Source organism: Tistrella mobilis (assembly GCF_041468085.1).
Taxonomy (GTDB): Bacteria; Pseudomonadota; Alphaproteobacteria; order Tistrellales; family Tistrellaceae; genus Tistrella; species Tistrella mobilis_A.
This window is the reverse complement of record NZ_CP121017.1, coordinates 4,805,689-4,829,170: the sequence shown is the minus strand read 5'-3', so window position 1 is coordinate 4,829,170 and position 23,482 is coordinate 4,805,689. Positions and strand designations below refer to the sequence as shown.

Here is a 23,482-nt window from a genome sequence, read left to right as displayed (position 1 = left end):
GTAAACGTTTACCCACGAGACGATCTGCCGCATTCTCTGGGGGACGAGAGATGACCGATCCCCCGCCGGAGGTCTCGAGACCCATGTCCCCCACCATCCGCGACGTCGCGCTCAAGGCCGGCGTATCGGTTGCCAGCGTGTCACGCCTGTTGAACGGGACCGGCCGTGTCGGTGCCGAGACGGCGGCGCGCATCCGTCAGGCGGTGGAAGATCTCGGCTTCCGGCCGAACGGGCTGGGCCGCAGCCTCAAATCCCAGCGCAGCCGGCTGATCGGGGTGATGATCCCGTCGCTGGCCAATCCGGTCTTCGCCGATGCGGTGGCCGGTATCGAAACCGCCGCCCGCGCCGCCGGCTTCACCCTGCTTTTCGGTGTCTCGGGCTATCACGCCGAGGAAGAGGTGCGCGCGGTCGAGGCGCTGCTCGCCTACCGGGTCGACGGCATGATCCTGACCGTCACCGACCCCGCCGGCAGTCAGGCGCTCGACGCCCTCGAAGCCGCCCGGGTGCCGCATGTCCTGGTCTACAACCAGCCGACCCCCGGCCGGGCGCCGACGGTCACGGTCGACAACGAGGACGCCGGTCGGGCGGTGGCCCGGCATTTCGCCGAGCTCGGTCATCGGCGGCTCGGCATGATCACCGGAGCGCTCGGTGGCTCCGATCGTGCGGCTGCGCGGCTGCGCGGCTTTCTGGCCGGTGCGGCCGAAGCCGGGCTGCCAGCGCCTGCCGTGCGCGAGGTGGAGTTCGAGACCCCGGACCCGGATGCCGCCCTCGCCGCCATGGCTGCGGAGCCGGAAGGGCTGCCGACGGCGCTGTTCTGTTCGAACGACTGGCTGGCCATCGCCACGATCGGCGCCCTGGCGCGCCGCGGCCTGGCCGTTCCCGGCGATGTGGCGGTGACCGGTTTCGACGGTATCGCGGTCGGCGCCCATCTGACACCCCCGCTCGCCACCATCGTCCAGCCCTCGGCCGAGATGGGCCGGCAGGCGGCCCTTCGGCTGATCGCCATGCTCGGCGAGGCAAACGACAAGGCGGGCGGCGACCTGATCCTGCCCTTCACCTTCAGGCCTTCCGGCCATCAGACCGGCCCGGCCTCCTCCTTTCCCGCGCGCCCGGCAAAAGAGCGCTCGGGCACGACGTGACCGGAACGGCGGAACGCACTGCCAGGCACATTCCCGCCGCCCCGGTCGCCACCGACCACGACGCCAACGAGGACACGTCGACCCATGATCGGTACCGCTCTGAAATCCGTGGCCGCTGCGGCCGGGCTGATCCTAGCCGCCGCCACGATCCCCGCGCAAGGCGCCGCCGCCGCGGACGCCATCTGCTACAACTGCCCGCCCGAATGGGCGGACTGGGCGTCGCAGCTGGCGGCGATCAAATCCGACCTGGGGCTGGACGTGCCCCATGACAACAAGAATTCGGGCCAGACCCTGGCCCAGCTTGCTGCCGAGCGCGCCAATCCGGTTGCCGATGTCGCCTATTACGGCGTCTCCTTCGGCATCCAGGCGGCCGAACAGGGGCTGGTGGACCCCTACCGCCCGGCGGGCTTCGATGAGATCGACCCCGGTCTCAAGGCCGCGGACGGCAGCTGGTTCTCGATCCATTCGGGCACGATCGGCCTGTTCGTGAACAAGGCAGCGCTCGGCGACCTGCCGGTGCCGCAGAGCTGGGAAGACCTGCTCAACCCGCAATATGAGGGCATGGTCGGCTATCTGGATCCGACCAGTGCCTTCGTCGGCTATGCCGGCGCGGTTGCGATCAACCGTGCCTTCGGCGGCGATTTCACCAACTGGCAGCCGGGCATCGACTTCTTTAAGAAGCTGGCCGGCAACGCCCCGATCGTGCCCAAGCAGACCTCGTATGCCCGGGTTCTGTCGGGCGAGATCCCGATCATGATCGACTACGACTTCAACGCCTATCGCGCCCGCTACAAGGACAAGGGCGATATCGAATTCGTGATCCCGAAGGAAGGTACGCTGGTCGTCCCTTACGTCATGAGCCTGGTCAAGGGTGCGCCGCATGCCGATAACGGCCGCAGGATCCTGGACTTCGTGCTCTCGGAAAAGGGCCAGTCGCTCTGGGCCAATGCCTATCTGCGCCCGGTACGCGAGGTGAAGCTGCCGGCCGAGATCGAGGCCCGCTTCCTGCCCGCCGCCGATTACGCCCGGGCAAAGCCGGTCGATTATGCCGCGATGGCGGCCGGCCAGAAGGCTTTCGCCGAAACCTATCTCGCCGAGGTGAAGTGACGGCCGTCCAGGGCCGCCCGGTTTCACCCCGCCCATGATCCACGGCCCGCCGGCAAGATGCCAGCGGGCCGCCTTTTCACGTGGAACACCGACCGATGTCATCCGCCTCGGGCCGCGAAACCCCGCGCCTGGTCCTGATGCTGCTGCCGGCCGGGATCGTGCTCGCCGCCTTCCTTCTGGTGCCGCTGGTCCGTCTCGCCATTGCCGGCGCCTCGGGGCCGGACGGCATCGCGGCCTATTTTTCGATCCTGACCAACCCCCGCCATGGCCACGACACGGTGATGACCTTCATCCTCGCCGTCACCGTCACGCTGGCCGCCCTGGTGGTGTCGACCATCGCCGGGCTGTTTCTGGCCCGCCATGTCTTCCCGGGCCGGTCGGCGCTGATTGCCATGCTCACCTTCCCTCTCGCCTTTCCGGGCGTGGTGGTCGGCTTCCTGGTGATCATGCTCGGCGGCCGGCAGGGCCTCGCCAATCTGGTCTCGAAGGCGCTCACCGGCGACCGGCTGGTCTTCGCCTATTCGGCCGCCGGCCTGTTCGTGGGCTATCTCTATTTCTCGATCCCGCGGGTGATCCTGAACGTCATGGCCGCGGCCGAAACGCTGGATCCGTCCCTGCCCGAGGCCGCCCGCTCGCTGGGTGCCGGGCCGGTCAGGGTGTTCCTCTCGGTCACCCTGCCGGCGCTGATGCCGGGGCTGATCGCCAGCGGCGCGATCTGCTTCGCCACCGCCATGGGCGCGTTCGGAACCGCCTTCGCGCTCGCCACCGACATCGCGGTGCTGCCGATGACCATCTACACGGAATTCACCCTGCAGGCGAACATCGCCGGCGCCTCGGCCCTGGCCCTGGTGCTGGGGCTGATCACCTGGGCGACCCTGTTCATCGCCCGCACGCTCGGCGGCCGCGGCGCGGCTGCGGGGGGCGGCTGATGGCCATGCGACGCGGACATCCACGCGGGGCGGGCTTCTGGGCCGGCCTCGCCTTCACCCTTGTGGTCGCCGCCTTCATGATCGTGCCGGTGGTGCTCTCAGGTCTTGCCGGCGTTACGGTCAACTTCTTCCGCGGCCTGGAAAGCGGCCTCACCCTCGATTGGGTGGCAGAGGTCTGGCGGCTTTACGCCGACACGATCTGGCGGTCGATCTGGCTGGCCTTCGCCACACTGGCCATCACCGCGGTGATCGGCGTACCCGCGGCCTATGCCCTGGCCCGCCGGCCCGGGCCGCTTGCCCGCGCGATCGAAGAGACCGTCGCCCTGCCGATCGCGATCCCGGGCCTGGCGCTGGCGCTCGGCCTGCTGCTGACCTGGGGTGGTGCCGGCAGCTTCCGCATGTCGAGCGGCTTCGTGCTCGCCGGTCATGTGATCTACACCCTGCCCTTCATGCTGCGCTCGGTGATCGCGGTGATGGTGGCGACCGACATGAAGACGCTGGAGGAAGGCGCCGCCAGCCTGGGCGCCAGTTTCGTGCGGCGCTTCCTGACCGTGATCGTGCCCAATGCCTGGCCGGGCGTGCTGGCCGGCGGGCTGATGGTGGTCACGCTGTCGATCGGCGAATTCAATCTCACCTGGATGCTGCACACCCCGCTGACCAAGACCCTGCCGGTGGGCCTGGCCGACAGCTATGCCTCGATGCGGCTGGAAATCGCCAGCGCCTACACCCTCGTCTTCTTCGTGATGATCGTGCCGCTGCTGGTCGCGATGCAGCTGGCCGGACGCCGTGGCCGGAAGGACCATCGATGACGACTGATACCGCTTCCTCGGGCGCCACCGCGGTCGAACTCCGCGGCTGCGCCCGCACCTGGCCCGACGGCACCCGGGCGCTGACGCCCATCGATCTCGACATTCCCGCCGGCCGCACCGCCGTGCTGCTCGGCCCCTCGGGTTGCGGCAAGACCACGCTGCTGCGGATCATCGCCGGGCTGGACCGGCCCGATCCGGGTGGACGGGTGCTGTTCGACGGCGAGGACGTCACCCGGCTGCCGATCGAGGCGCGCGAGGTGGGCATGGTGTTCCAGTCCTATGCGCTCTTCCCCAATCTCACCGTGCGCGGCAACGTGGCCTACGGGCTGAAGGTCCGGCGCCTGCCCCGGCGCGAGATCGACAGCCGGGTCGACGAGATGCTGGCGCTGATGCGGATCGACGCCCTGGCCGACCGGCGGATCGACCAGCTGTCGGGCGGCCAGCGCCAGCGCACGGCGCTTGCCCGCGCCATCGCCGTCCGGCCGCGCCTGCTGCTGCTCGACGAGCCGCTGACGGCGCTCGACGCCGCGCTACGCGAGCATCTGCGGACCGAGATCGACGCCCTGCTGCGCAGCCTGCACATCACCGCCGTCTACGTCACCCACGACCAGGCCGAGGCGATGGTGCTGGGTGACGAGATCGTGGTGATGAATGCCGGCCGCATCGCCCAGCGCGGCACCCCGCGCGAGATCTATCATGCGCCCGCCGATGATTTCGTCGCAGGCTTCGTCGGCACCATGAACCGCGCGGTCGATGCCCGGGGCGAGACACTGCTCTTCCGCCCGGAAGACGCCCGGCTGACGGCTCCGGGCGACGGGCTGCTCACCGGCACCGTCACCGTCTGCCATTTCCTGGGCGATCGCTGCCGGCTGAAACTCTCAGGCCCCGCAGGCGAAAGCTGGATGGTCGAAACCGCCGCCCGCGCCGATCTGCCCGAGACCGGTACCCTGCTCGGCATCGACGTGCCCGCCGCCGCCCGTATCCGCCTCGGAGCCTGAACCCTCATGCTGATCGCCCAACTGACCGACACCCATCTGAAACCCGGCGGCCGGCCGGCCTATGGCCGGGTCGATACCGCCGGCCTGCTGACGGCGGCCGTGGACTACGTCAACGCCTTCGTGCCCGAGGTCGACGCCGTCATTCTGTCGGGCGACCTCACCGATACGGGCTCTGCTGCGGAATATGCCGTGCTCCGGCCGCTGCTCGACCGGATCAAAGCCCCCTGGTATGCCGTACCCGGCAATCACGATCGCGCCGATGAGATGCGCACCGCCTTCGCGGATGTGGTCCCCTATGTCGACGATGCCGATTTCGCCGCCTGCCTGATCGACCATCATCCGGTGCGGCTGATCGGGCTCGACAGCTCGGTCGCGGGTGTACCATGGGGCATGGTCGGCGCGGCCCAACTCGCCTGGCTCGACCGGATGCTCACCGCCGGTGCCGACCGGCCGACCCTGGTCTTCGTCCACCACCCGCCCTTCGAGACCGGCATCGGCCATATGGACGTGCAGAATCTGAAGGACGGCGCCGAGTTGATCGCGGTCCTCCGCCACCACCCCCAGGTGCTGCATCTCGCCTGCGGCCATGTCCATCGCGCCATCGACACGGTGCTCGACGGGGTCGCGGTCTCGATCGCCCCCAATGCCGCCCATGCGGTAACGCTGGATCTGACCCTGGGCGGGCCTTCCACCTTCACCATGGAACCGCCGGCGATCCGTCTCTTCCGCTTCACCCCGCCGCGGCTTCTGGTCAGCCATCTGGCCTATCCGGGCCGGTTCGACGGCCCCCATCCCTTCTTCGATGCGAAGGGCGGGCTGATCGACTGACATCCCGGGCTCCGCCGGCAGCTTGAGGGCCCCCGCTTTTATGTCTGAAACAGCATATGGCGGCACTATCTCCGATTCCGGATAAAATCACTTTATTCGGAATCGGAGATAAATTGTTCTTATACGGTTTTCTGGCAACCTGGTGAGGACATGCCGGCCATGGCAGATATCATGCCGCACGCCCCAACAGCTGGGCAACCTCATCCGCAGACAAAGGCGGAAGCTCGGCCTCACTCAGGCAGCTCTCGGTGTCAGGACAGGTCAGCGGCAGAGCATGATCTCTCAGATCTAGCAAGGCTATCCCAGCCTCCGCCTGGATACGCTCATCGATCTTTTGGCCGCTCTCGATCTCGGCCTTCAGGCTGCGCCTCGCGACCGATCCACCGTCGACGACGCCATCGCCCGAATGCTTCTTGGCGGGAACGACGATTGATGGCACGGCGAAAAACCTATGCCGACCACCATGTTTATCTGAACGGATACCTTGTCGGCCGTCTGTCAAAGCAGCTGAACGGCGCCGTGGTTTTCACCTACGATCCGGCCTGGGCAGACCGGCCGGATGCGATCCCGGTGTCGCTCTCCCTGCCACTGCGCCATGAAGCGCACCGCGGCCCGGAAGTGACCGCATTTCTCGACAATCTGTTGCCGGATCAGCCGGCCATCAGGCGACGTGTCGCCGAACGGGTCGGCGCAACCGGCACGGACGCTTACGGCCTGCTCTCCAGGATCGGCCAGGACTGCGTCGGTGCGCTCCAGTTTCTCGACGACGACACACCTCCCTCATCGCTCGACAGAATCGAGGGAGAACCGGTCTCGGACGACGACATCGCCACCATGCTCAAGAACCTGGGACAGATCCCGCTCAGTCTGCAGGGGGATGACGATTTCCGGATCTCCATTGCCGGCGCGCAGGAGAAGACGGCGCTTCTGTTCCACGAGGGGCAATGGCTGAAACCGACAGGAACCACACCCACCACGCATATCCTGAACACACAGATCGGCCATCCGCCCGACGGCACAGATCTGTCGAACAGCGTCGAGAACGAGTTCTATTGCCTGAAACTCGCCCAGGCCTTCTGGATGTCAATCACGCCGCGATGATGGTCTTTTCAGGGGTCAAGGCGCTGGTCGTCAGGCGTTTCGATCGCAAGCGGCTCAACAATGGCTGGCTCATCCGGCTGCCGCAGGAAGATTTCTGCCAGCTCACCGGTACGCCTCCGACCCTCAAATACCAGAGCGAAGGCGGCCCCGGGATCGTCGATATTCTCAACGCCCTGAAGGGCAGCGATGATCCGGGCCGGGATCATCGTCATTTTCTGATAGCCCAGATCCTGTTCTGGATCATCGGGGCAACGGACGGCCACGCGAAGAACTTCAGTGTTTTCCTGGCACCCGGCGGGCGGTTCAGGATGACCCCGCTCTATGACATCCTGACCGCACAACCCGGCTTCGATCACAGGCAGGCCGAGCACAGACAGATGAAGCTCGCCATGTCGGTCGGGCCGAACCATCATTATCGCCTGGATCAGATTCAGCCCCGCCACTTCACTCAGACGGCAGAAAAAGCCGGCATCCCGCCCCTGATCTTCAAGGCCGCCCTGCAGCAGGTGGTCGAGCGGGGGGAAACCGCTTTCGATGCCGTGGTGGTCACCGACTTGCCGGAAGGCTTTCCTCCGGACATCCACGACAGCGTCCTGCGCGCCGCCAGACCGCGGCTCGATGACTGCGCCAGTTTTCTCGATCAGCTGTCCTGATCATCGAGACGGGCCGGGACATCACCCCATTTCGACGCCTCACCCCATCTCCACAATTTTCCGCCGGAACCGTGCGAGGGCGATCGCGAAGATCGCAAACCCGATCCCCGCCAGAATGGCCAGCGTCGGCCAGACAACATCCAGACCGGCACCGCGATAGAGCACGGCCTGCGAGAACGCCACGAAATGGGTGGCGGGGGAGAGCATCATCACCTTCTGCAGCCAGAGCGGCATGCTCTCAAGCGGCGTGGACGAACCCGAGAGCAGGTTCATGGTCACGATCACCGGGATGACCAGCAGGCCGAATTGGGGCATCGACCGCGCGATGGTGGCGAGCAGGATGCCGAGCGCGGTTACCGAGAACTGGTAGAGCACCGCCCCTGCGGTATAGAGCAGCAGCGAGCCGTGGATCGGGACCGCAAGCACCCCCTGGACCATGCCGATCAGCGACAGCACCGAGGCGACGACGATCACTGAGCCGTTGGCCCAGATCTTGGCGGCCATAATCTCGGCCGGGCGAACCGGCATCACCAGCAGATGCTCGATCGTGCCGTGCTCACGCTCGCGGATCAGCGCGGCACCGGCCAGAATCACCGACAGCATGGTGACGTTGTTGATCACCTGCATCACCGCGTTGAACCAGACCGAAGACAGGTTGGGGTTGAAGCGCGACCGCACGACCAGATCGATCGGCAGATCCCCCGACATGCCGTCGTCGCGCCCGGCCGCCGCGGAGATTTCGCGCGCGATGATCGACTGGAGATAGGCAGCGCCGTTGCCCGCCTGGGTCATGGCGGTGGCGTCGATGTCGAGCAGCAGCGTCGCATCCCGGCCACGCAGCAGATCGGCTTCGAAGCCCGAAGGAATGTGCAGCACGAAGACCGCATCGCCGGCATCGAGCGCAGCATCGGCCTCGGGTGCCGTCAGTTCGACCACGGATGCGAACTGCGGCGGCAGCACCGCATCGCGCAGCCTGAGCGACAGCGCCGAGCGGTCATCGTCGACCACCGCCACCGCCGCATTGCTGACCTCGAAATTAGCGCCGCTTGCGACCGCATAGATCGCATAGGTGAAGGTGTAGAGGATCAGGAAGACCAGCACCGGGTCGGCGGCGAGGCTGCGCAGCTCCTTCACGCCCAGGCGGAAGATGTTGGCGGGACGCATCGGCTCAACGCTCCTGCTTGGGCAGCACCCATTGGGCCGCGATCAGGAACAGCAGCGCAAAACCGGCCAGTGCCAGATGGTTGTGCCACAGCTCCGCAAAGCCCAGGCTCTTGGTGAAGGTGCCGATGCTGATCTGCTGGAACCAGGCCGCCGGGAACGCAAGGCCCAACACCCGGCCGCCACCGGTGAGCGCCGACACCGGGGTCAGCAGGCCCGAAAAGTTTATTGCCGGGATCATGCAGACGATGGCCGTGGCGAACAGCGCCGCCAGCTGGCTTTTCATAAAGGCCGAGACCAGCAGGCCGAAGGCCGTCGTCGCCGCCACATAGAGCAGGGCGCCCGTCAGCAGCGCCAGGCCCGACCCCTTCACCTCCAGTCCGAAGACCAGGCCGGCAACGATGGACAGCACCAGAAAGCTCAGCGCCGCGATGCCGAAATAGGGCAACTGCTTGCCGGCCAGGAATTCGAAGCGGGTGACCGGCGTCGCGCGGAAATTGGCGATCGAGCCGGTCTCCTTCTCGCGCACCACGCCCACCGCGGTCATCATCGCCGGGATCAGCACCAGCATCAGCATGATCACGCCAGGCACGATCGCCTCGACGCTGCGGAACGCCTGGTTGTAGCGGAAGCGGGTCTCGATCGTGACCGAGGGCGTCGTCGAAACCGGCAGGGACGAGGCCTCGCGCATTTCCTCCAGATGGCGCTGCGCCACGCCCTGGACATAGGCGCGCGTGGTTTCGGCCCGGAAGGGCATGGCCCCATCAAGCACCACACCGACTTCGGGCACCCGGCCACGGGTCAGGTCGCGGCCGAAATCGGCCGGGATCTCGATCGCGAGCTTCAGCTCGCCGGCCTGAAGCCGCCGGTCCATCTCTGCGGGGCTGTGGATGGGCGCATGTTCCTCGAAATAGCGCGAGCCTGCGAAGGCCTCGATCAGCGACCGGCTTTCGGTGGACTGATCCTGGTCATAGACCGCATAGGGCAGATCCTCCACATCGAAGGAGATGCCGAAGCCGAAGGTCAGCATCAGGATCACCGGCCCGAGCAGCGCGAAGGCCAGCCGGATCGGATCGCGGGCAAGCTCCATCGTCTCACGCCGGGCATAGGCCCAGAGCCGGCGGAGATCCCGGCGCCTGGGCGGCCGGGCCGGCAGGGCCGGTGCCGGCTCCGCGACGGCGGCCGCAGGTGCCGCTCCCTCAGTCGCCGTCCCATCGGCTGCCGCCCCATCGGCCGCCGCCCCATTGGTCGCCGCCCCATTGGTCGCCGACTGAAGCCGGGCCACGAAGGCTTCCTCCAGGCTGCCGCCGGGATCCTCTGCCGCCAGCTCCGCGGGCGTGCCCACCGCCAGCACCCGGCCGGCATGCATCAGCGAGATGCGGTCGCAGCGTGCCGCCTCGTTCATGAAATGGGTGGAGATGAAGATCGTCACACCGCGCTCGCGCGCCAGCACCCCCAGATAGGCCCAGAAACGGTCGCGGGCGACAGGGTCCACGCCGGAGGTCGGCTCGTCCAGGATCAGGATATCGGGCTCATGCAGAACGGCGGCGGCAAGCTGCAGCCGCTGGCGAATGCCGAGCGGCAGCGCATCCGAGACCTGGTCCGCGACCCCTGCCAGGTCAAGCTCGGCCATCATCGCGGCCATCCGGTCCCTGGTCCGAGTGTCGTCCAGTCCATAAAGCCGGGCATGCAGGTCGAGATTCTGGCGCACGGTCAGCTCGCCATAAAGCGAGAAGGCCTGCGACATGTAGCCGACCCGGCGGCGGGTCTCGATATCCCCGGCATTGAGGGGCCGGCCGAAGAGCAGCGCCTCGCCGTCGGTCGGCGGCAGCAGGCCGGTCAGCATCTTCATGGTCGTGGTCTTGCCGCAGCCGTTCGAGCCCAGAAAGCCGAAGATCTCGCCGCGGCCGATGGCGAAATCCACCGCATCCACCGCGGTGAAATCGCCGAAGCGGCAGGTCAGGCCGCGCGCCTCGATCGAGGGCGACCCGTCGCCGTCGGGGGCCCGCGGCGGGATCACCGGCGCCTGATGGTCGCGACGCCGCGCCTCGGGCAGCAGGCGGATGAAGGCCCGCTCCAGATCCGCCTCGCCGGTCCGGGCCCGCAGCTCGGCCGGCGTGCCGGCGGCAATGACCTGGCCACCATCCATCGCAACCAGGCGGTCGAAGCGCGCAGCCTCTTCCATATAGGCGGTGGCAACCAGCACCCCCATGCCCGGACGGCGGGCACGGATGCGATCGATCAGCGTCCAGAACTGGCGGCGCGACAGCGGGTCGACGCCGGTGGTCGGCTCGTCCAGAATCAGCAGATCGGGATCGTGGATCAGGGCACAGCACAGGCCCAGCTTCTGTTTCATGCCGCCCGAGAGCTTGCCCGCCGGCCGGTCCGGAAAGGGGGCCAGCCCCGTGGCCTCAAGCAGTTCGGCGATCCGTGCCCGACGTTCCGCCTTGCCCTGGCCGAACAGCCGCCCGAAGAAATCGACATTCTCGAACACGCTGAGCGTGGGGTAGAGATTTCGGCCCAACCCCTGAGGCATATAGGCAATGCGCGGCGCCACCAGCCGACGATGCGCCGCATCGGCCATGTTGCCGCCCAGCACCTCCACGCGCCCGGCCTGGATACGCCGGACGCCGGCGATCAGCGACAGCAGTGTCGACTTGCCCACGCCGTCGGGGCCGATCAGCCCCAGCGTGCTGCCGGCCGTCATCTCCAGATCGACCCGGTCGAGCGCCGTCACCTTGCCGAAGCGATGGGTGACCCCGCCCAGCACCGCCATCGGGCCCGGTGCGGCAGCGACGGTCACGGCAGTTTCACCGCCAGCTCCGCCGGCCAGGCAGCGGCGGGATCGACCCGGACCACGGCGGTGCCGCGCACGCCGGTCTTCACCCGATCGGCATGGGCGGCGAGCAGGTCCGCCGGGATGCGCAGTTTCACCCGGAACATCAACGTATCGCGCTCGTCGCGGGTCTCGACCGATTTGGGTGTGAACTGGGCCTCGCCGGCAACGAAAGAAACGGCGGCCGGGACGACATATTCCGGAACCGGATCCAGGATCAGCCGGGCCTCGGCACCGGTGGCAAGCCGGCCGGCATCACGTGCCGGCAGGAAGATCGTCATCTGAACATCGGTGAGGTCGAGCAGGGTGGCGATGCGCCCGCCCGCCGCCAGGACCTCGCCCGGGACCGCCAGGCGGTACTGGATGCGGCCCGCCCGCGGTGCGGTCAGCACGGTATCGTCCAGAACGGCGCGGGTCTGGGCAACCTGGGCCGCCGCCGCATCAATGGCCGCCGCCGCCTGATCGACGGCCGCCATCGCGGCCGCTTCGGCCGCCTGGGCGGTTGCGACCTGCATCCGGCGCTGGTCGACGCCTTCGCGTGTGAAATGACCACGCGCGGCAAGCGTCTCCCCGCGCGAAAGCTCCGCACGGGCATAGACCAGTTCGCTGCGCCGATAGGCGAGCTGGGCCTCGGCCTCGGCCTTTGCCTGGATGGCCCGGCGATGCTCGGCCTCTGCCGCCGCCAGCTGGGCCCGGATCTGAACGTCGTCCAGCCGGGCGACCACCTGGCCGGCCTCGACCATGTCGCCTTCCTCGACCGTGATATCGGCCAGCCGGCCGGCGATCTTGGTGGCGATGTCGATCTGCTCGGCCTCGATCCGGCCATTGGTGCGGGCAAAGCCTTCAGGCAGGGCATCGCGGGTCACCGAGCGCCAGTAGATAACCCCTGCCCCCGCGGCAACGGCAGCGATGATCACGATTGCCATCCAGCGTCCGATACGCATGATCTTCCGGACCTCCGAACTTCGCATGATCTGCGGGTCGCCGGTCTCCGCCGGCAGACCATCGTCATGCGTGTGTCACTGGCACCCGACATGCTGTACGGCGATCATGTCATTCCCTGGCCCGTGACGGAACAGGCTTGTTTTCGCATGCGCGAAAGGCGAACACATTGACATGGATCATGGGTGCCTGCGGCAAGGCAGGCGATGATGCGCTGCAATAGCGGACCACGCACCCCGACCGCAGGCCCCGGGGGATCTTCGAGGAGAGCCGGATCGATGAATGCCGATGCCCGCCGCCACCCCACCGTCGACGCGCCCGCAGCGCCGGCCACAGCGCCTGCGGAGCATCCGGTGCCCGCCCATCACCCCTTGCATCACAAGACCCCCGATCCCGCCCCGCCGGCCGCGACCGGGCCCTGTGTCGAAGAACCGGGCGAGATGGCCGGTGCCGCCGTGCGCGAGGCCGTAGACCGCGCCGTGCATGCCGCCATGGCGCGGGTGACGGGCGGGCTGTCACCCGCCTCTCTCACCGATGCCTGGGCGGATTGGGCGGTTCATCTGGCGAGTGCGCCGGGCAAGCGGGCCGAGCTGGTCGAAAAGGCGATGCGCAAGGCTGCCCGCCTCGGCAGCTATATCGCCCACCGGGCAGGGTTCGCCGATGGCGACACCCCCCTGCCCGGCCTTCCCTTCCCCTCCGCCTATCTGGCCGGAGCGGTGGATGCGGCGGAAGCTGAAGGCGTACCCCACGCAAAGCTGCCTGCCTGCATCGAGCCCCTGCCCCAGGACAGCCGCTTCCGGGCCGATGCCTGGAAGCAATGGCCCTTCGACGTGCTCTACCAGAGTTTTCTGCTGAACCAGCAGTGGTGGTATAACGCCACCACCGGCGTGCGCGGCGTGACCCCGGCGCACGAAAAGGTGATGGAGTTCACCGCCCGACAGATGCTGGACGTCTTCTCGCCGTCCAACAATCCGCTGACAAATCCCGAAGTGATCAACCGCACCATCGAGGAAGGCGGTGCCAATTTCGTCCGCGGCGCCCTGCATTTCTGGGACGATATGTGGCGGACGGTCACCGGCACCGGCCCTGCCGGCACCGAGGATTTCGCGGTCGGCCGCAATATGGGCATGACGCCGGGCGAGGTGGTGTTCCGCAACCACCTGATCGAGCTGATTCGCTACACGCCCACCACCGACAGCGTGCATCCGGAACCGGTGTTGATCGTGCCGGCCTGGATCATGAAGTACTACATCCTGGATCTGGAGCCCGGTAAATCGCTCGCCGAGTATCTGGTCGCCCAGGGTTTCACCGTATTCATGATCTCGTGGCGCAATCCCGGCCCCGCCGACCGGGATGTCGGCTTCGACGACTACCGGATGAAAGGCGTGATGGCGGCGATCGATGCGGTGGAGGCCATTGCCGGCCCGCACCCCATCCATGCCACCGGCTATTGTCTGGGCGGCACCCTGCTCACCATCGCCGCCGCCACCATGGCCCGCGACGGCGACGAGCGGCTGGGATCGGTCACCCTCTTCGCCGCCCAGGCGGATTTCACCGAGGCGGGCGAGCTGACCCTGTTCATCGACGAGGCCCAGGTCACCTTCCTTGAGGACATGATGTGGGCCCAGGGCTTCCTCGACACCACCCAGATGGCCGGCGCCTTCCAGCTGCTGCGCTCCAACGACCTGATCTGGTCGCGGATGGTGCATGACTACATGATGGGTCAGCGCACGCCGATGAATGCGCTGATGGCCTGGAATGCCGATGCCACCCGCATGCCGTATCGGATGCACTCCGAATACCTGCGCCGGCTGTTCCTCGAAAACCAGTTCGCCACAGGTCGTTTCGAAGTCGACGGTCAGCCGATCAGTCTCTCGGACATCCGTGCACCGATCTTCGCAGTCGGGACGGAACGCGACCATGTCGCCCCCTGGGTCTCGGCCTACAAGATCCACCTGCTCGCCGATACCGAGGTCACCTTCGTGCTCACCGGCGGCGGCCACAATGCCGGCATCGTCTCCGAACCCGGTCACAAGGGCCGCAAATTCCGGATCATGACCACCCCGGCCGACGGCTTCTACAAGGCCCCCGACGCCTGGGTGGCAGCCGCCGAAATCCGCGACGGCTCATGGTGGCCGGCCTGGACCGACTGGCTCCACGCCCATTCCTCGGCCCCCGTCGCCCCGCCGCCCATGGCCGCTCCGGACAAGGGCTATCCGGCGCTGGGCGCGGCGCCGGGAAGTTATGTGTTCCAGAAGTGATCCTTCCGCCCTTGTCTTGACCTTCACCCACCCCACGCGCGATCATCCGGCTTTCGCGATCCCCTCCCCCGCAACGCTTCGAGGATGGCGATGTCGGATGACGTGCGCCCGGCGGGCGTTGCCGGTGCCCTGGCCGCGCGCGGCTTCGGACCGGCGGATTATGGCTGCCTGATCCTGCTCGCCGCGCTGTGGGGCGGATCCTTCATGCTGATCAAGACCGCCCTGCCGACCATGGGGCCGTTCACCATCGTGGTCAGCAGGCTGGCGCTTGGAGCAGCGGCGCTTTATGCAGTGCTGAAGCTTCGGGGGCTGCGCCTGCCCGCCCGGGCGGCCGACTGGCTGCCCTTCGTGGTGTTCGGCGCGATCGGCAATCTCGCCCCCTTCGCCCTGATCGCCTGGGGGCAGCAGCATGTGCCCTCGGCGGTGGCGGCGATCCTGATGGCGGCGATGCCGCTGTTCACCCTGGTGCTGGCGCGAGTCGCCAAACCGGCGGAAAACCCGATCACCGCCGGGCGGGTGGCGGGTATTGCGCTCGGCTTTTCCGGCGTAGTCGTGCTGGTCGGCCCCTCGGCCCTGACCGAGGCCGGCGGCGGGATCGGGGAACTCGCGATCCTGGGCGCGGCCCTCTGCTATGCCGTCGCCTCGCTCTATGCCGAGCGGGTGCGCCATGTGCCGCCGCTGGTCTCGGCGACCGCGACCCTGACCTCGGGGGCCGTGCTGGCCCTGCCGGTCGCCGCCGTCCTGGAACAGCCCTGGACCCAGGCACCGGCGCCGGAGGCGATGGCCGCCGTCGCCCTGCTCGGCATCGCCTGTACCGGCCTTGCCTATCTGCTGTTCTACCGGCTGATGGCACGGGGCGGGGCGGTGCTGGTTGCGCTCAACAACTACCTCATCCCCGCCTTCGGCGTGATGTGGGGCATTCTGCTGCTGGGTGAACAGCCCAGCCTGAACGCCTTTCTGGCGCTGGGGCTGATCCTGTCGGCGATCACAGTCGCCAATCGCCGCAGACGCTGAACGCCCCGCCCTTCTGCCTCAGCGCAGGTTCAGCACGTCGCGCATGTCGTAGAGCCCCGGTGCCCGTCCGGCAACCCAGAGTGCCGACTTGACCGCACCGCGGGCGAAGGTTTCGCGCGACGAGGCACGATGGCCCAGCTCCAGGCGCTCGCCATCGGTTGCGAAGATGACCTGATGGTCACCGACCACATCACCACCGCGCAGCGCCGCCATGCCGATGGCACCGCGCTTGCGCGGGCCGGTCAGACCGTCGCGACCGCGATCCGCCACATCGTCGAGCGAGACCTCGCGGCCACGGGCAGCCGCTCGCGCCAGGCCGAGCGCGGTGCCGGAGGGCGCGTCGACCTTGTGGCGGTGATGCATCTCGACGATCTCGATATCGTAATCCGGGTCAAGCCGTGCCGCCGCCTGCTCCACCAGATGCATCAGCAGAGTGACGCCCAGCGACATGTTCGGCGCATAGACCATCGGCACCGAACGGGCAGCATCGGCCAGCACGGCTTCGTCTTCCGCCGACAGGCCGGTGGTGCCGATGACGAGGGCGGTGCTGCTGCCGGCAGCCAGGCGGGCATGGGCGGTGGTGGCGGCGGGCCGGGTGAAGTCGATCACCACATCGGCGGCCGCGAACAGCACCGCCGGATCGTCACCGACGGCGATGCCCAGCGGGTCGACACCGGCAAACCGGCCCAGATCCTGGCCGATTTCATCGCTGCCGGGGCGTTCGGTGCCGCCGGCGATGCGGCAGCCCGGGGTGGTGGCGATGGCAGCCAGCAAGGTGCGCCCCATCCGGCCGGCACAGCCGACCACGCCGATCGCGATCCCGCTCGCGCTCATCTTCCGGTCCTTTCGAGAGTTCCGACACGAAAAAAGGGCACAGCCGCTTCAAGACGGCTGCGCCCCTTTCCTACCGCGTTTCAGGCCCCCGCGAAAGCCGATCCCGGCCCGCCCGAGGCTGAGATCGGCTCAATCGGTCAGATCCGACCACAGCTCCTTCACCTTGGCGAAGAAGCCCTCGGACTGCGGACTGGACGAGGTGCCGCCTTCCGATCCCTCGCGCTCGAATTCTTCGAGCAGTTCCCGCTGGCGGGCCGAGAGATTGACCGGCGTCTCGACATTGATGATCACATACATGTCGCCGCGCCCGCCGCGCCCCTGAACCGAGGGCATGCCCTTGGAACGCAGGCGGAACTGATGACCCGACTGGGTGCCCGCGGGGATGTTGAGCCGCACCCGTGCACCTTCCAGGGTCGGCACCTCGACCGTGCCGCCGAGGGCTGCCCTGGTCATCGGGATCGGCACCCGACAGGACACGTCCACACCGTCGCGCTGAAACACCGGATGGGGGGCCACTGCCAGAAAGATGTAGAGATCCCCCGGAGGTCCACCCCGGACGCCGACCTCGCCTTCGCCCGACAGGCGAATGCGCATGCCGTCCTCGACACCGGCCGGGATGTTGACCGCCAGCGTCTTGTCGCGACGCACACGACCGGCGCCGCCACAATTCCTGCACGGCTCCTTGATCACCCGCCCGACGCCATGGCAGGCGGGGCAGGTGCGTTCGATGGTAAAGAAGCCCTGGGTGGCGCGAACCTTGCCATGGCCGTTACAGGTAGGGCAGGTCACGGGCTGGGTGCCTTCGGCCGCACCAGAGCCGTCACAAACCTCGCAGGTCACCGAAGCGGGGACGGTGATCTCGGTCTGCTTGCCGTTGAAGGCATCTTCAAGCGTGATTTCGAGGTCGAAGCGCATATCGGCCCCGCGGGCCCCGCCGCCACTGCGACCGCCGCCACGGCCACCGCCCATGAACTCCCCGAAGATATCCTCGAAGACATCGGCGAAGGACGAGCCGAAGTCGAAGCCGCGCGGTCCCCCGCGACCACCGCCCATGCCCGCCTCGAAAGCTGCATGACCGAACTGGTCATAGGCCTGACGCTTCTTCGGGTCTTTCAGGACCTCGTAAGCCTCGTTGATTTCCTTGAAGCGCTTCTCCGCTTCGGCGTCACCCGGATTACGGTCCGGATGATACTGCATCGCCAGCTTGCGGAACGCCTTCTTGAGCGTCGCTTCATCGGCGTCTCGCGCAACGCCGAGCATCTCGTAGTAATCGGCCTTCGCCATGGTCGTGGACTGTACCTTGAGCCGGGGCATCCGCGCGCCTGCCGTGGCGGACGCCTCTGCCGGTGCCTTCGATCATGGGCGCGCGCACGAGAACCGGACCCCCGCGCAGCTCCCTCTGAAAACGACCGCGGGCGACCGGTGCCTTATCGGCACCGACCGCCCCCGGAAACGGGTGGCGGGCCTCAGGCCCGGCCGCCCTTGTCGTCCTTCACTTCCTCGAAATCGGCGTCGACGACACCGTCGTCAGCCGCCCTGGCACCGGCGCCGGCGCCCGGGCCCGACGCGGTCGGGCCATCGCCCTGCTCACCGGCCTTGTACATCGCCTCGCCAAGCTTCATCGCCGCCATCGACAGCGCCTCGGTCTTGGTCTTGATGTCGTCGGCATCATCGCCGTTGAGCGCAGCCTTGAGCGCGGTGACGGCATCCTCGATCGCCGAGCGGTCTTCCGCGCCGATCTTGTCGCCGTGCTCCTTCAGGCTCTTCTCGGTCGAATGCACCAGACCGTCGGCGTGGTTGCGGGCCTCGACCAGCTCCTTGCGCTTCTTGTCCTCGGCGGCATTCGCCTCGGCTTCCTTGACCATCCGCTCGATCTCGGCATCGGACAGGCCGCCCGAAGCCTGAATGCGGATCGCCTGTTCCTTGCCGGTCGCCTTGTCTTTGGCCGAGACGTTTACCAGGCCGTTGGCGTCGATGTCGAACGTCACCTCGACCTGCGGCACGCCACGCGGCGCCGGCGGGATGCCGACCAGATCGAACTGGCCAAGCAGCTTGTTGTCCGCCGCCATCTCGCGCTCACCCTGGAAGACCCGGATGGTCACCGCCGTCTGGTTGTCGTCGGCGGTGGAGAACACCTGGCTCTTCTTGGTCGGGATGGTGGTGTTGCGCTCGATCAGCTTGGTCATCACGCCACCCAGCGTCTCGATGCCCAGCGACAGCGGGGTCACGTCGAGCAGCAGGACGTCCTTCACCTCGCCCTTCAGCACGGCGGCCTGGATGGCGGCACCGATGGCGACCACCTCGTCCGGGTTCACACCGCGATGGGGCTCGCGACCGAAGAACTCCTTCACCTTCTCGATGACCTTGGGCATGCGGGTCTGGCCACCGACCAGCACGACCTCGTCGATCTCACCGGCAGTGAGGCCCGCATCCTTCAGCGCCTTGCGGCAGGGCTCGATGGTGCGCTCGACCAGATCACCCACCAGGGCTTCCAGCTTGGCGCGGGTCACCTTGATCGCAAGATGCTTCGGCCCGGTCTGGTCGGCGGTGATGAAGGGCAGGTTGACCTCGGTCTGCATGCCGCTGGACAGCTCGATCTTGGCCTTTTCGGCGGCTTCCTTCAGCCGCTGCAGGGCCAGACGGTCGCTGCGCAGGTCGATGCCGTTCTCCTTCTTGAACTCGTCGGCGAGGTAATCGACGATCCGCATGTCGAAGTCTTCGCCGCCGAGGAAGGTGTCGCCATTGGTCGACTTCACCTCGAACACGCCGTCACCGATCTCCAGGATCGACACGTCGAAGGTGCCGCCGCCCAGGTCGTAGACGGCAATGGTCTTGCCGTCGTTCTTCTCAAGGCCATAGGCGAGCGCCGCCGCCGTCGGCTCGTTGATGATGCGCAGGACCTCAAGTCCGGCGATCTTGCCGGCATCCTTGGTCGCCTGACGCTGGCTGTCGTTGAAGTAGGCCGGCACCGTGATGACCGCCTGGGTGACGGTCTCACCCAGATAGGCCTCGGCGGTTTCCTTCATCTTCTTCAGGATCTGCGCGCTGATCTGGCTCGGCGACTGCTTCTTGCCGCGCACTTCCACCCAGGCGTCGCCATTGTCCGCCTTGACGATCCGGTAGGGCACCATCTTGGCGTCCTTCTGGGTCGTCGGGTCGTTGAAGGTCCGGCCGATCAGGCGCTTGACCGCGAAGATGGTGTTCTCGGGGTTGGTGACCGCCTGGCGCTTTGCCGGCTGGCCGACCAGAATTTCGTCATCCTCGGTGAAGGCCACCATCGAGGGCGTCGTGCGTGCACCTTCGCTGTTCTCGATGACCCTGGCATTCTTGCCGTCCATGATCGCGACGCAAGAGTTAGTGGTGCCCAGGTCGATGCCGATGACTTTGCTCATGGGTTCGGTCTCTCTCAGGTAGCGGGCGCCGACGGCCCTGATCAGAGCGGCGCCGACGGCCCCCCCGTTTCCATGCGTGAAGGGGTGGAAGGGTCCAGGCAGATGGCGGAGCGATGCCCAATTTCGCCCCGACATCTGCGGTCGAGCGTCATATAGGGAAGGCCGGGCGGGGGCGCAACCATGGGGGCGTCTCAGAAATGCTGCGACATGTCGCGCATGGCAGCACGGCCACGCCAGCCTCGGTTCCCCCCCTCCCGACACGACGACGGCCCGCCCGCCGCCGGTCCCTCAGGGGATCGGCAGGCGGAACGGGCCGGAAAACGGTCAGAGCCGGACCGTCACTGTGTCAGGCCGAGGAGGTCAGGCCGAGGTATCGACCCGGCTGCCGGGGGTTTCGGGCGCGGGCGTCCCCTCCTTCGGGCCGCCGCGCGAGACGGCGACCATGGCCGGGCGAAGCAGGCGGTCGGCGATGACATAGCCGGTCTGGAGGACCTGGACCACGGTGCCGGCCGGCTTCGTGCGATCCTCGACTTCCATCATCGCCTGATGGAGCTTGCTGTCGAAGCGCTCACCCAGCGGATCAACGCGTCGGATGCCGTGGGTCTCCAGCGTCTGGCGGAACGAGGACAGGGTCATGTCCACGCCCTGGGCCAGCTGGTCGACCAGCGGATCGTCGCCGCGCTTCTCAGGGGGGACAGCCTGGGCGGCACGCTCCAGATTGTCCGAGACGGCGAGCACGTCGCGGGCGAATTTCGTCACCGCATACTTGCCGGCATCCTCCACCTCGCGCTGGGCACGGCGGCGCAGGTTTTCCATATCGGCCAGCGCGCGCAGATGCTGGTCGCGGATCTGTGCCAGCTCCGCCTCAAGCGCCTGAATCCGGGCCTCAGGGCTCTCGGCTGCGGCGGTCTCAGGGCTGGCCTCGGCCTCGGTGCCCTCGGGCGTCTGGTTCTGGTCGGTCATCTCAAGCCTGCTCCATCGTCTTCTCATTCGAACCCGCGGCCCGGGCCGCCCGCTTCGGGGCCTGCCCCGGCCGCGCTCCGCAGATGGCCCGGCCGGGCAGTTCCACCCCAGCCGCGGCATCCGTCGCCATGGGGGCCGATCGGAGATCCGGGACATTCTGCCCCAGACCGTCAGCCGATCAACCGCCCGATCAGTTTTGCCGTGTAATCCACCACCGGCACGATCCGGGCATAGTTCACCCGGGTGGGCCCGATCACGCCGATCGCGCCCACATAGCGCCGGTTCTGGTCGGTCAGGGGAGCTGCGATCACCGAACAGCCGCTCAGGCCGAACAAGGCACTCTCCGCCCCGATGAAGATCTGGACCCCCTCCGCCCGCTGGCTCTCATTCAGCAGACGCAGGATGTCCTTCTTGGTTTCCAACGCCTCCATCAGCCGGCGGATCCGCTCAAGATCCGACAGGGCCGAGACGTTGTCGAGCAGCCGCGACTGGCCGCTCACGATCAGCAACCCCTCGTCATGGCCACCCGACCAGGTGGCCAGCCCCTGTTCCACCACCCGGGCGGTCAGGGTGTCGATCTCGGCGGCGTTGCGGGCGATTTCGTCGCCGATCAGCTGGCGGGCCTCGTCCATCGTGCGGCCACGCAGCCTCGCGCTCAGATAATTGCCGGCCTCGATCAGCTTGGCCGGCGGCAGGCCGGGCGGCAGCGGCATCACCCGGTTCTCGACCATCCCGTTGTCGTCGACCAGAATCACCAGGGCCCGGTTCTCCGACAGTGGCACAAATTCCACATGCTTGAGCCCGGCCTCGCTCTTGGGGGCGATCACCAGTCCGACGCAGCGCGACATCTCGGCAACCACGCCACTCGCTTCGGCAAGGACCTGAGCCATACTGCGGCCGGCACCATTGCACTGGCTGTCGATCGTCCGGCGCTCGTCGTCGGACAGATCACCGATCTCAAGGAGGCCGTCGACGAACAACCGCAGCCCGATATCGGTCGGCAGCCGCCCGGCCGAAGTGTGCGGCGCATAGAGCAGGCCGCTTTCTTCAAGATCGGCCATCACATTGCGGATCGTGGCGGCCGACAGACTGCTGCCCAGCCGGCGGGCGATGGTCCGCGACGCCACCGGCTCACCGGTCTCGACGAAGGCGTCGACGACATGCCGGAAGACCTCGCGGGAGCGCTCGTTCAGCTGCTGGAAGACGCGCGGCGGCCCCCCGAAACCTTCCAGGGCTTCGAGCGCCTGACGGTCGACGTTCTCCCGGTCATTTGCGCGCGACATGGGTCTGATCCGCTCCACCTTGGCCCTCCGGGTCGATCACGGTCCGACCAGCCCGGGTGACGGTCCGAGCCGGTATGTAAGCAGGGGGCATCCGACCGTCAACTCTAGGACATGGCGCAGGTCGGCGCATAGTGCGGCGACAGTCTCCCGACATTGCAAGCCCGGGCCCGAGCGCGTAGCTTTACCAGCCAGCCGGCCGGTGCGTCGTCGCAACCGTGCTTCGCACCGCCCCCTCCCGATCCGTTATCCGGCGCGATGCATCCGCATCGCCCGCTGCCGAGGCCTCGTCTCCCCATGCGTCAGTCTCCGATGCGCCTGTCCGGCCGTGCCGTCGATGCGCTCCGCGTCATCCGGTTCGAGCCGATGGTGAACAAATATGCCGAGGGCTCGTGCCTGGTCCATTTCGGCGACACCAAGGTGCTGGTGACGGCGACGGTGGAAGAAAAGGTGCCGCCCTTCCTGCGCAACACCGGCAAGGGCTGGGTCACCGCGGAATACGGCATGCTGCCGCGCGCGACCCACAGCCGCACCGATCGCGAGGCCGCCAAGGGCAAACAGCAGGGCCGCACGGTCGAGATTCAGCGCCTGATCGGCCGGAGCCTGCGCGCGGTCGTCGACATGCAGAAGCTGGGCGAGCGCCAGATCCGGGTGGATGCCGACGTCATCCAGGCCGATGGCGGTACCCGCACCGCCTCGATCACCGGTGGCTATGTGGCGCTGTGGCTGGCGCTGCAGAGGCTGGTGGCGACGCGCGATCTGGCCGAGCACCCGATCACCCGCGCGGTGGCCGCCATCTCCTGTGGCCTGGTCGACGGCGAGGCCGTGCTCGATCTCGACTACGAAGAGGACAGCCGCGCCGAGGCCGATGCCAATTTCGTACTCGCCGAAGGCGGGGGCATCGTCGAGGTTCAGGCGACCGCCGAGGCCGACCCGTTCTCGCCCACGCAGTTCCGCCGCCTGATCGAGCTGGCCGAAATCGGCACGGCACGACTGTTCGAGCTGCAGAAAGAAGCGATCATCGCTGCCATGGAAGGCCGGCCCGACCTCGCCACCCCACCGCCGCTGTCGCCCGAACAGCTGGCCCAGCAGCAGAAGGCGCAGAAACAGGGCAGCGGTAAGCCGGGCGGTGGCAACCGCAGTGCCGGTGGCGGCAAGGGCGGTGGCGGCAAGGGCGGCGGCAACAATGGCAGCGGCGGCCGCGCGCCCGATCGCGACCGCAACCAGCAGGGACG

Annotated in this window: 16 protein-coding genes and 2 pseudogenes; 10 read left to right on the top strand and 8 right to left on the bottom strand. The window is 67.5% G+C overall.

The genetic code is table 11. The features are described from left to right. The first annotated feature begins 83 nt into the window (after window positions 1–83). The 7 genes and pseudogenes from P7L68_RS27425 to P7L68_RS27395 all read left to right on the top strand — a co-directional run bounded on the left by P7L68_RS27425 (window position 84) and on the right by P7L68_RS27395 (window position 7,564). Window positions 84–1,139: a LacI family DNA-binding transcriptional regulator gene (locus tag P7L68_RS27425; RefSeq protein ID WP_372003108.1), complete on the top strand. Its 1,056-nt coding sequence runs from the start codon at window positions 84–86 to the stop codon at window positions 1,137–1,139. An 84-nt stretch (window positions 1,140–1,223) separates the two neighbouring features. Next, a complete protein-coding gene (locus P7L68_RS27420) occupies window positions 1,224–2,246 on the top strand; it encodes an ABC transporter substrate-binding protein (protein WP_372003106.1) in 1,023 nt (340 codons plus the stop codon). A 95-nt stretch (window positions 2,247–2,341) separates the two neighbouring features. Further along, complete coding sequence (locus tag P7L68_RS27415) at window positions 2,342–3,175, top strand: ABC transporter permease (RefSeq protein WP_062766868.1); 834 nt, start codon at window positions 2,342–2,344, stop codon at window positions 3,173–3,175. Between the two features lie 5 nt (window positions 3,176–3,180). Next, window positions 3,181–3,984 (top strand): ABC transporter permease, encoded by an 804-nt coding sequence (locus P7L68_RS27410; RefSeq protein WP_372006982.1) that lies wholly within the window; start codon window positions 3,181–3,183, stop codon window positions 3,982–3,984. Further along, the gene (locus tag P7L68_RS27405) at window positions 3,981–4,982 is read left to right on the top strand and encodes an ABC transporter ATP-binding protein (protein WP_372003103.1); all 1,002 of its coding nucleotides are present in this window, start codon (window positions 3,981–3,983) and stop codon (window positions 4,980–4,982) included. The genes P7L68_RS27410 and P7L68_RS27405 overlap by 4 nt, the downstream gene beginning before the upstream one ends. 6 nt (window positions 4,983–4,988) lie before the next feature. Then, on the top strand, window positions 4,989–5,810 hold the full coding sequence (locus P7L68_RS27400; protein ID WP_372003100.1) for a phosphodiesterase: 822 nt from the start codon (window positions 4,989–4,991) through the stop codon (window positions 5,808–5,810). 432 nt (window positions 5,811–6,242) lie between these two features. Continuing rightward, a pseudogene (locus P7L68_RS27395) lies at window positions 6,243–7,564 on the top strand (type II toxin-antitoxin system HipA family toxin). Between the two features lie 39 nt (window positions 7,565–7,603). Here P7L68_RS27395 and P7L68_RS27390 read toward each other — a convergent pair. Genes P7L68_RS27390 through P7L68_RS27380 form a run of 3 tightly spaced genes read right to left on the bottom strand, consistent with a single transcriptional unit; the run spans window position 7,604 to window position 12,505 of the window. Further along, window positions 7,604–8,728 (bottom strand): ABC transporter permease, encoded by a 1,125-nt coding sequence (locus P7L68_RS27390; RefSeq protein WP_372003097.1) that lies wholly within the window; start codon window positions 8,726–8,728, stop codon window positions 7,604–7,606. 4 nt (window positions 8,729–8,732) lie between these two features. Continuing rightward, window positions 8,733–11,501, bottom strand: coding sequence for a ribosome-associated ATPase/putative transporter RbbA (gene rbbA / locus P7L68_RS27385; RefSeq protein WP_372006981.1), 2,769 nt, complete (start codon window positions 11,499–11,501; stop codon window positions 8,733–8,735). Window positions 11,502–11,524: 23 nt separating this feature from the next. Continuing rightward, complete coding sequence (locus tag P7L68_RS27380; protein WP_372003094.1) at window positions 11,525–12,505, bottom strand: HlyD family secretion protein; 981 nt, start codon at window positions 12,503–12,505, stop codon at window positions 11,525–11,527. Between the two features lie 276 nt (window positions 12,506–12,781). On the opposite strand from P7L68_RS27380, the gene P7L68_RS27375 reads away from it, so the two are divergent. Both P7L68_RS27375 and P7L68_RS27370 read left to right on the top strand, forming a co-directional pair. Further along, window positions 12,782–14,764, top strand: a complete 1,983-nt coding sequence (locus tag P7L68_RS27375) for a PHA/PHB synthase family protein (RefSeq protein ID WP_372003091.1) — start codon at window positions 12,782–12,784, stop codon at window positions 14,762–14,764. Window positions 14,765–14,854: 90 nt separating this feature from the next. Next, complete coding sequence (locus P7L68_RS27370) at window positions 14,855–15,778, top strand: DMT family transporter (RefSeq protein WP_372003088.1); 924 nt, start codon at window positions 14,855–14,857, stop codon at window positions 15,776–15,778. An 18-nt stretch (window positions 15,779–15,796) separates the two neighbouring features. Here the strand turns inward: P7L68_RS27370 and dapB are convergent, their stop codons facing one another. From dapB to hrcA, 5 genes are all read right to left on the bottom strand, one after another. Continuing rightward, window positions 15,797–16,597, bottom strand: a complete 801-nt coding sequence (dapB, locus tag P7L68_RS27365; protein WP_372006980.1) for a 4-hydroxy-tetrahydrodipicolinate reductase — start codon at window positions 16,595–16,597, stop codon at window positions 15,797–15,799. Window positions 16,598–16,741: 144 nt separating this feature from the next. Beyond that, window positions 16,742–17,896 (bottom strand): molecular chaperone DnaJ, encoded by a 1,155-nt coding sequence (dnaJ, locus tag P7L68_RS27360; protein WP_372006979.1) that lies wholly within the window; start codon window positions 17,894–17,896, stop codon window positions 16,742–16,744. A 182-nt stretch (window positions 17,897–18,078) separates the two neighbouring features. Beyond that, window positions 18,079–20,004: a molecular chaperone DnaK gene (dnaK, locus tag P7L68_RS27355; protein ID WP_372003086.1), complete on the bottom strand. Its 1,926-nt coding sequence runs from the start codon at window positions 20,002–20,004 to the stop codon at window positions 18,079–18,081. 360 nt (window positions 20,005–20,364) lie between these two features. Further along, entirely contained in the window at window positions 20,365–20,967 is a 603-nt protein-coding gene (gene grpE / locus P7L68_RS27350) for a nucleotide exchange factor GrpE (RefSeq protein ID WP_372003084.1), read from the bottom strand. 170 nt (window positions 20,968–21,137) lie between these two features. Further along, complete coding sequence (gene hrcA / locus P7L68_RS27345) at window positions 21,138–22,250, bottom strand: heat-inducible transcriptional repressor HrcA (protein ID WP_372003082.1); 1,113 nt, start codon at window positions 22,248–22,250, stop codon at window positions 21,138–21,140. A 309-nt stretch (window positions 22,251–22,559) separates the two neighbouring features. Between hrcA and rph the strand changes: the two are divergent. Beyond that, window positions 22,560–23,267 (top strand): annotated as a pseudogene (gene rph, locus P7L68_RS27340) (ribonuclease PH); the annotation flags it as partial. Window positions 23,268–23,482 lie beyond the last annotated feature (215 nt).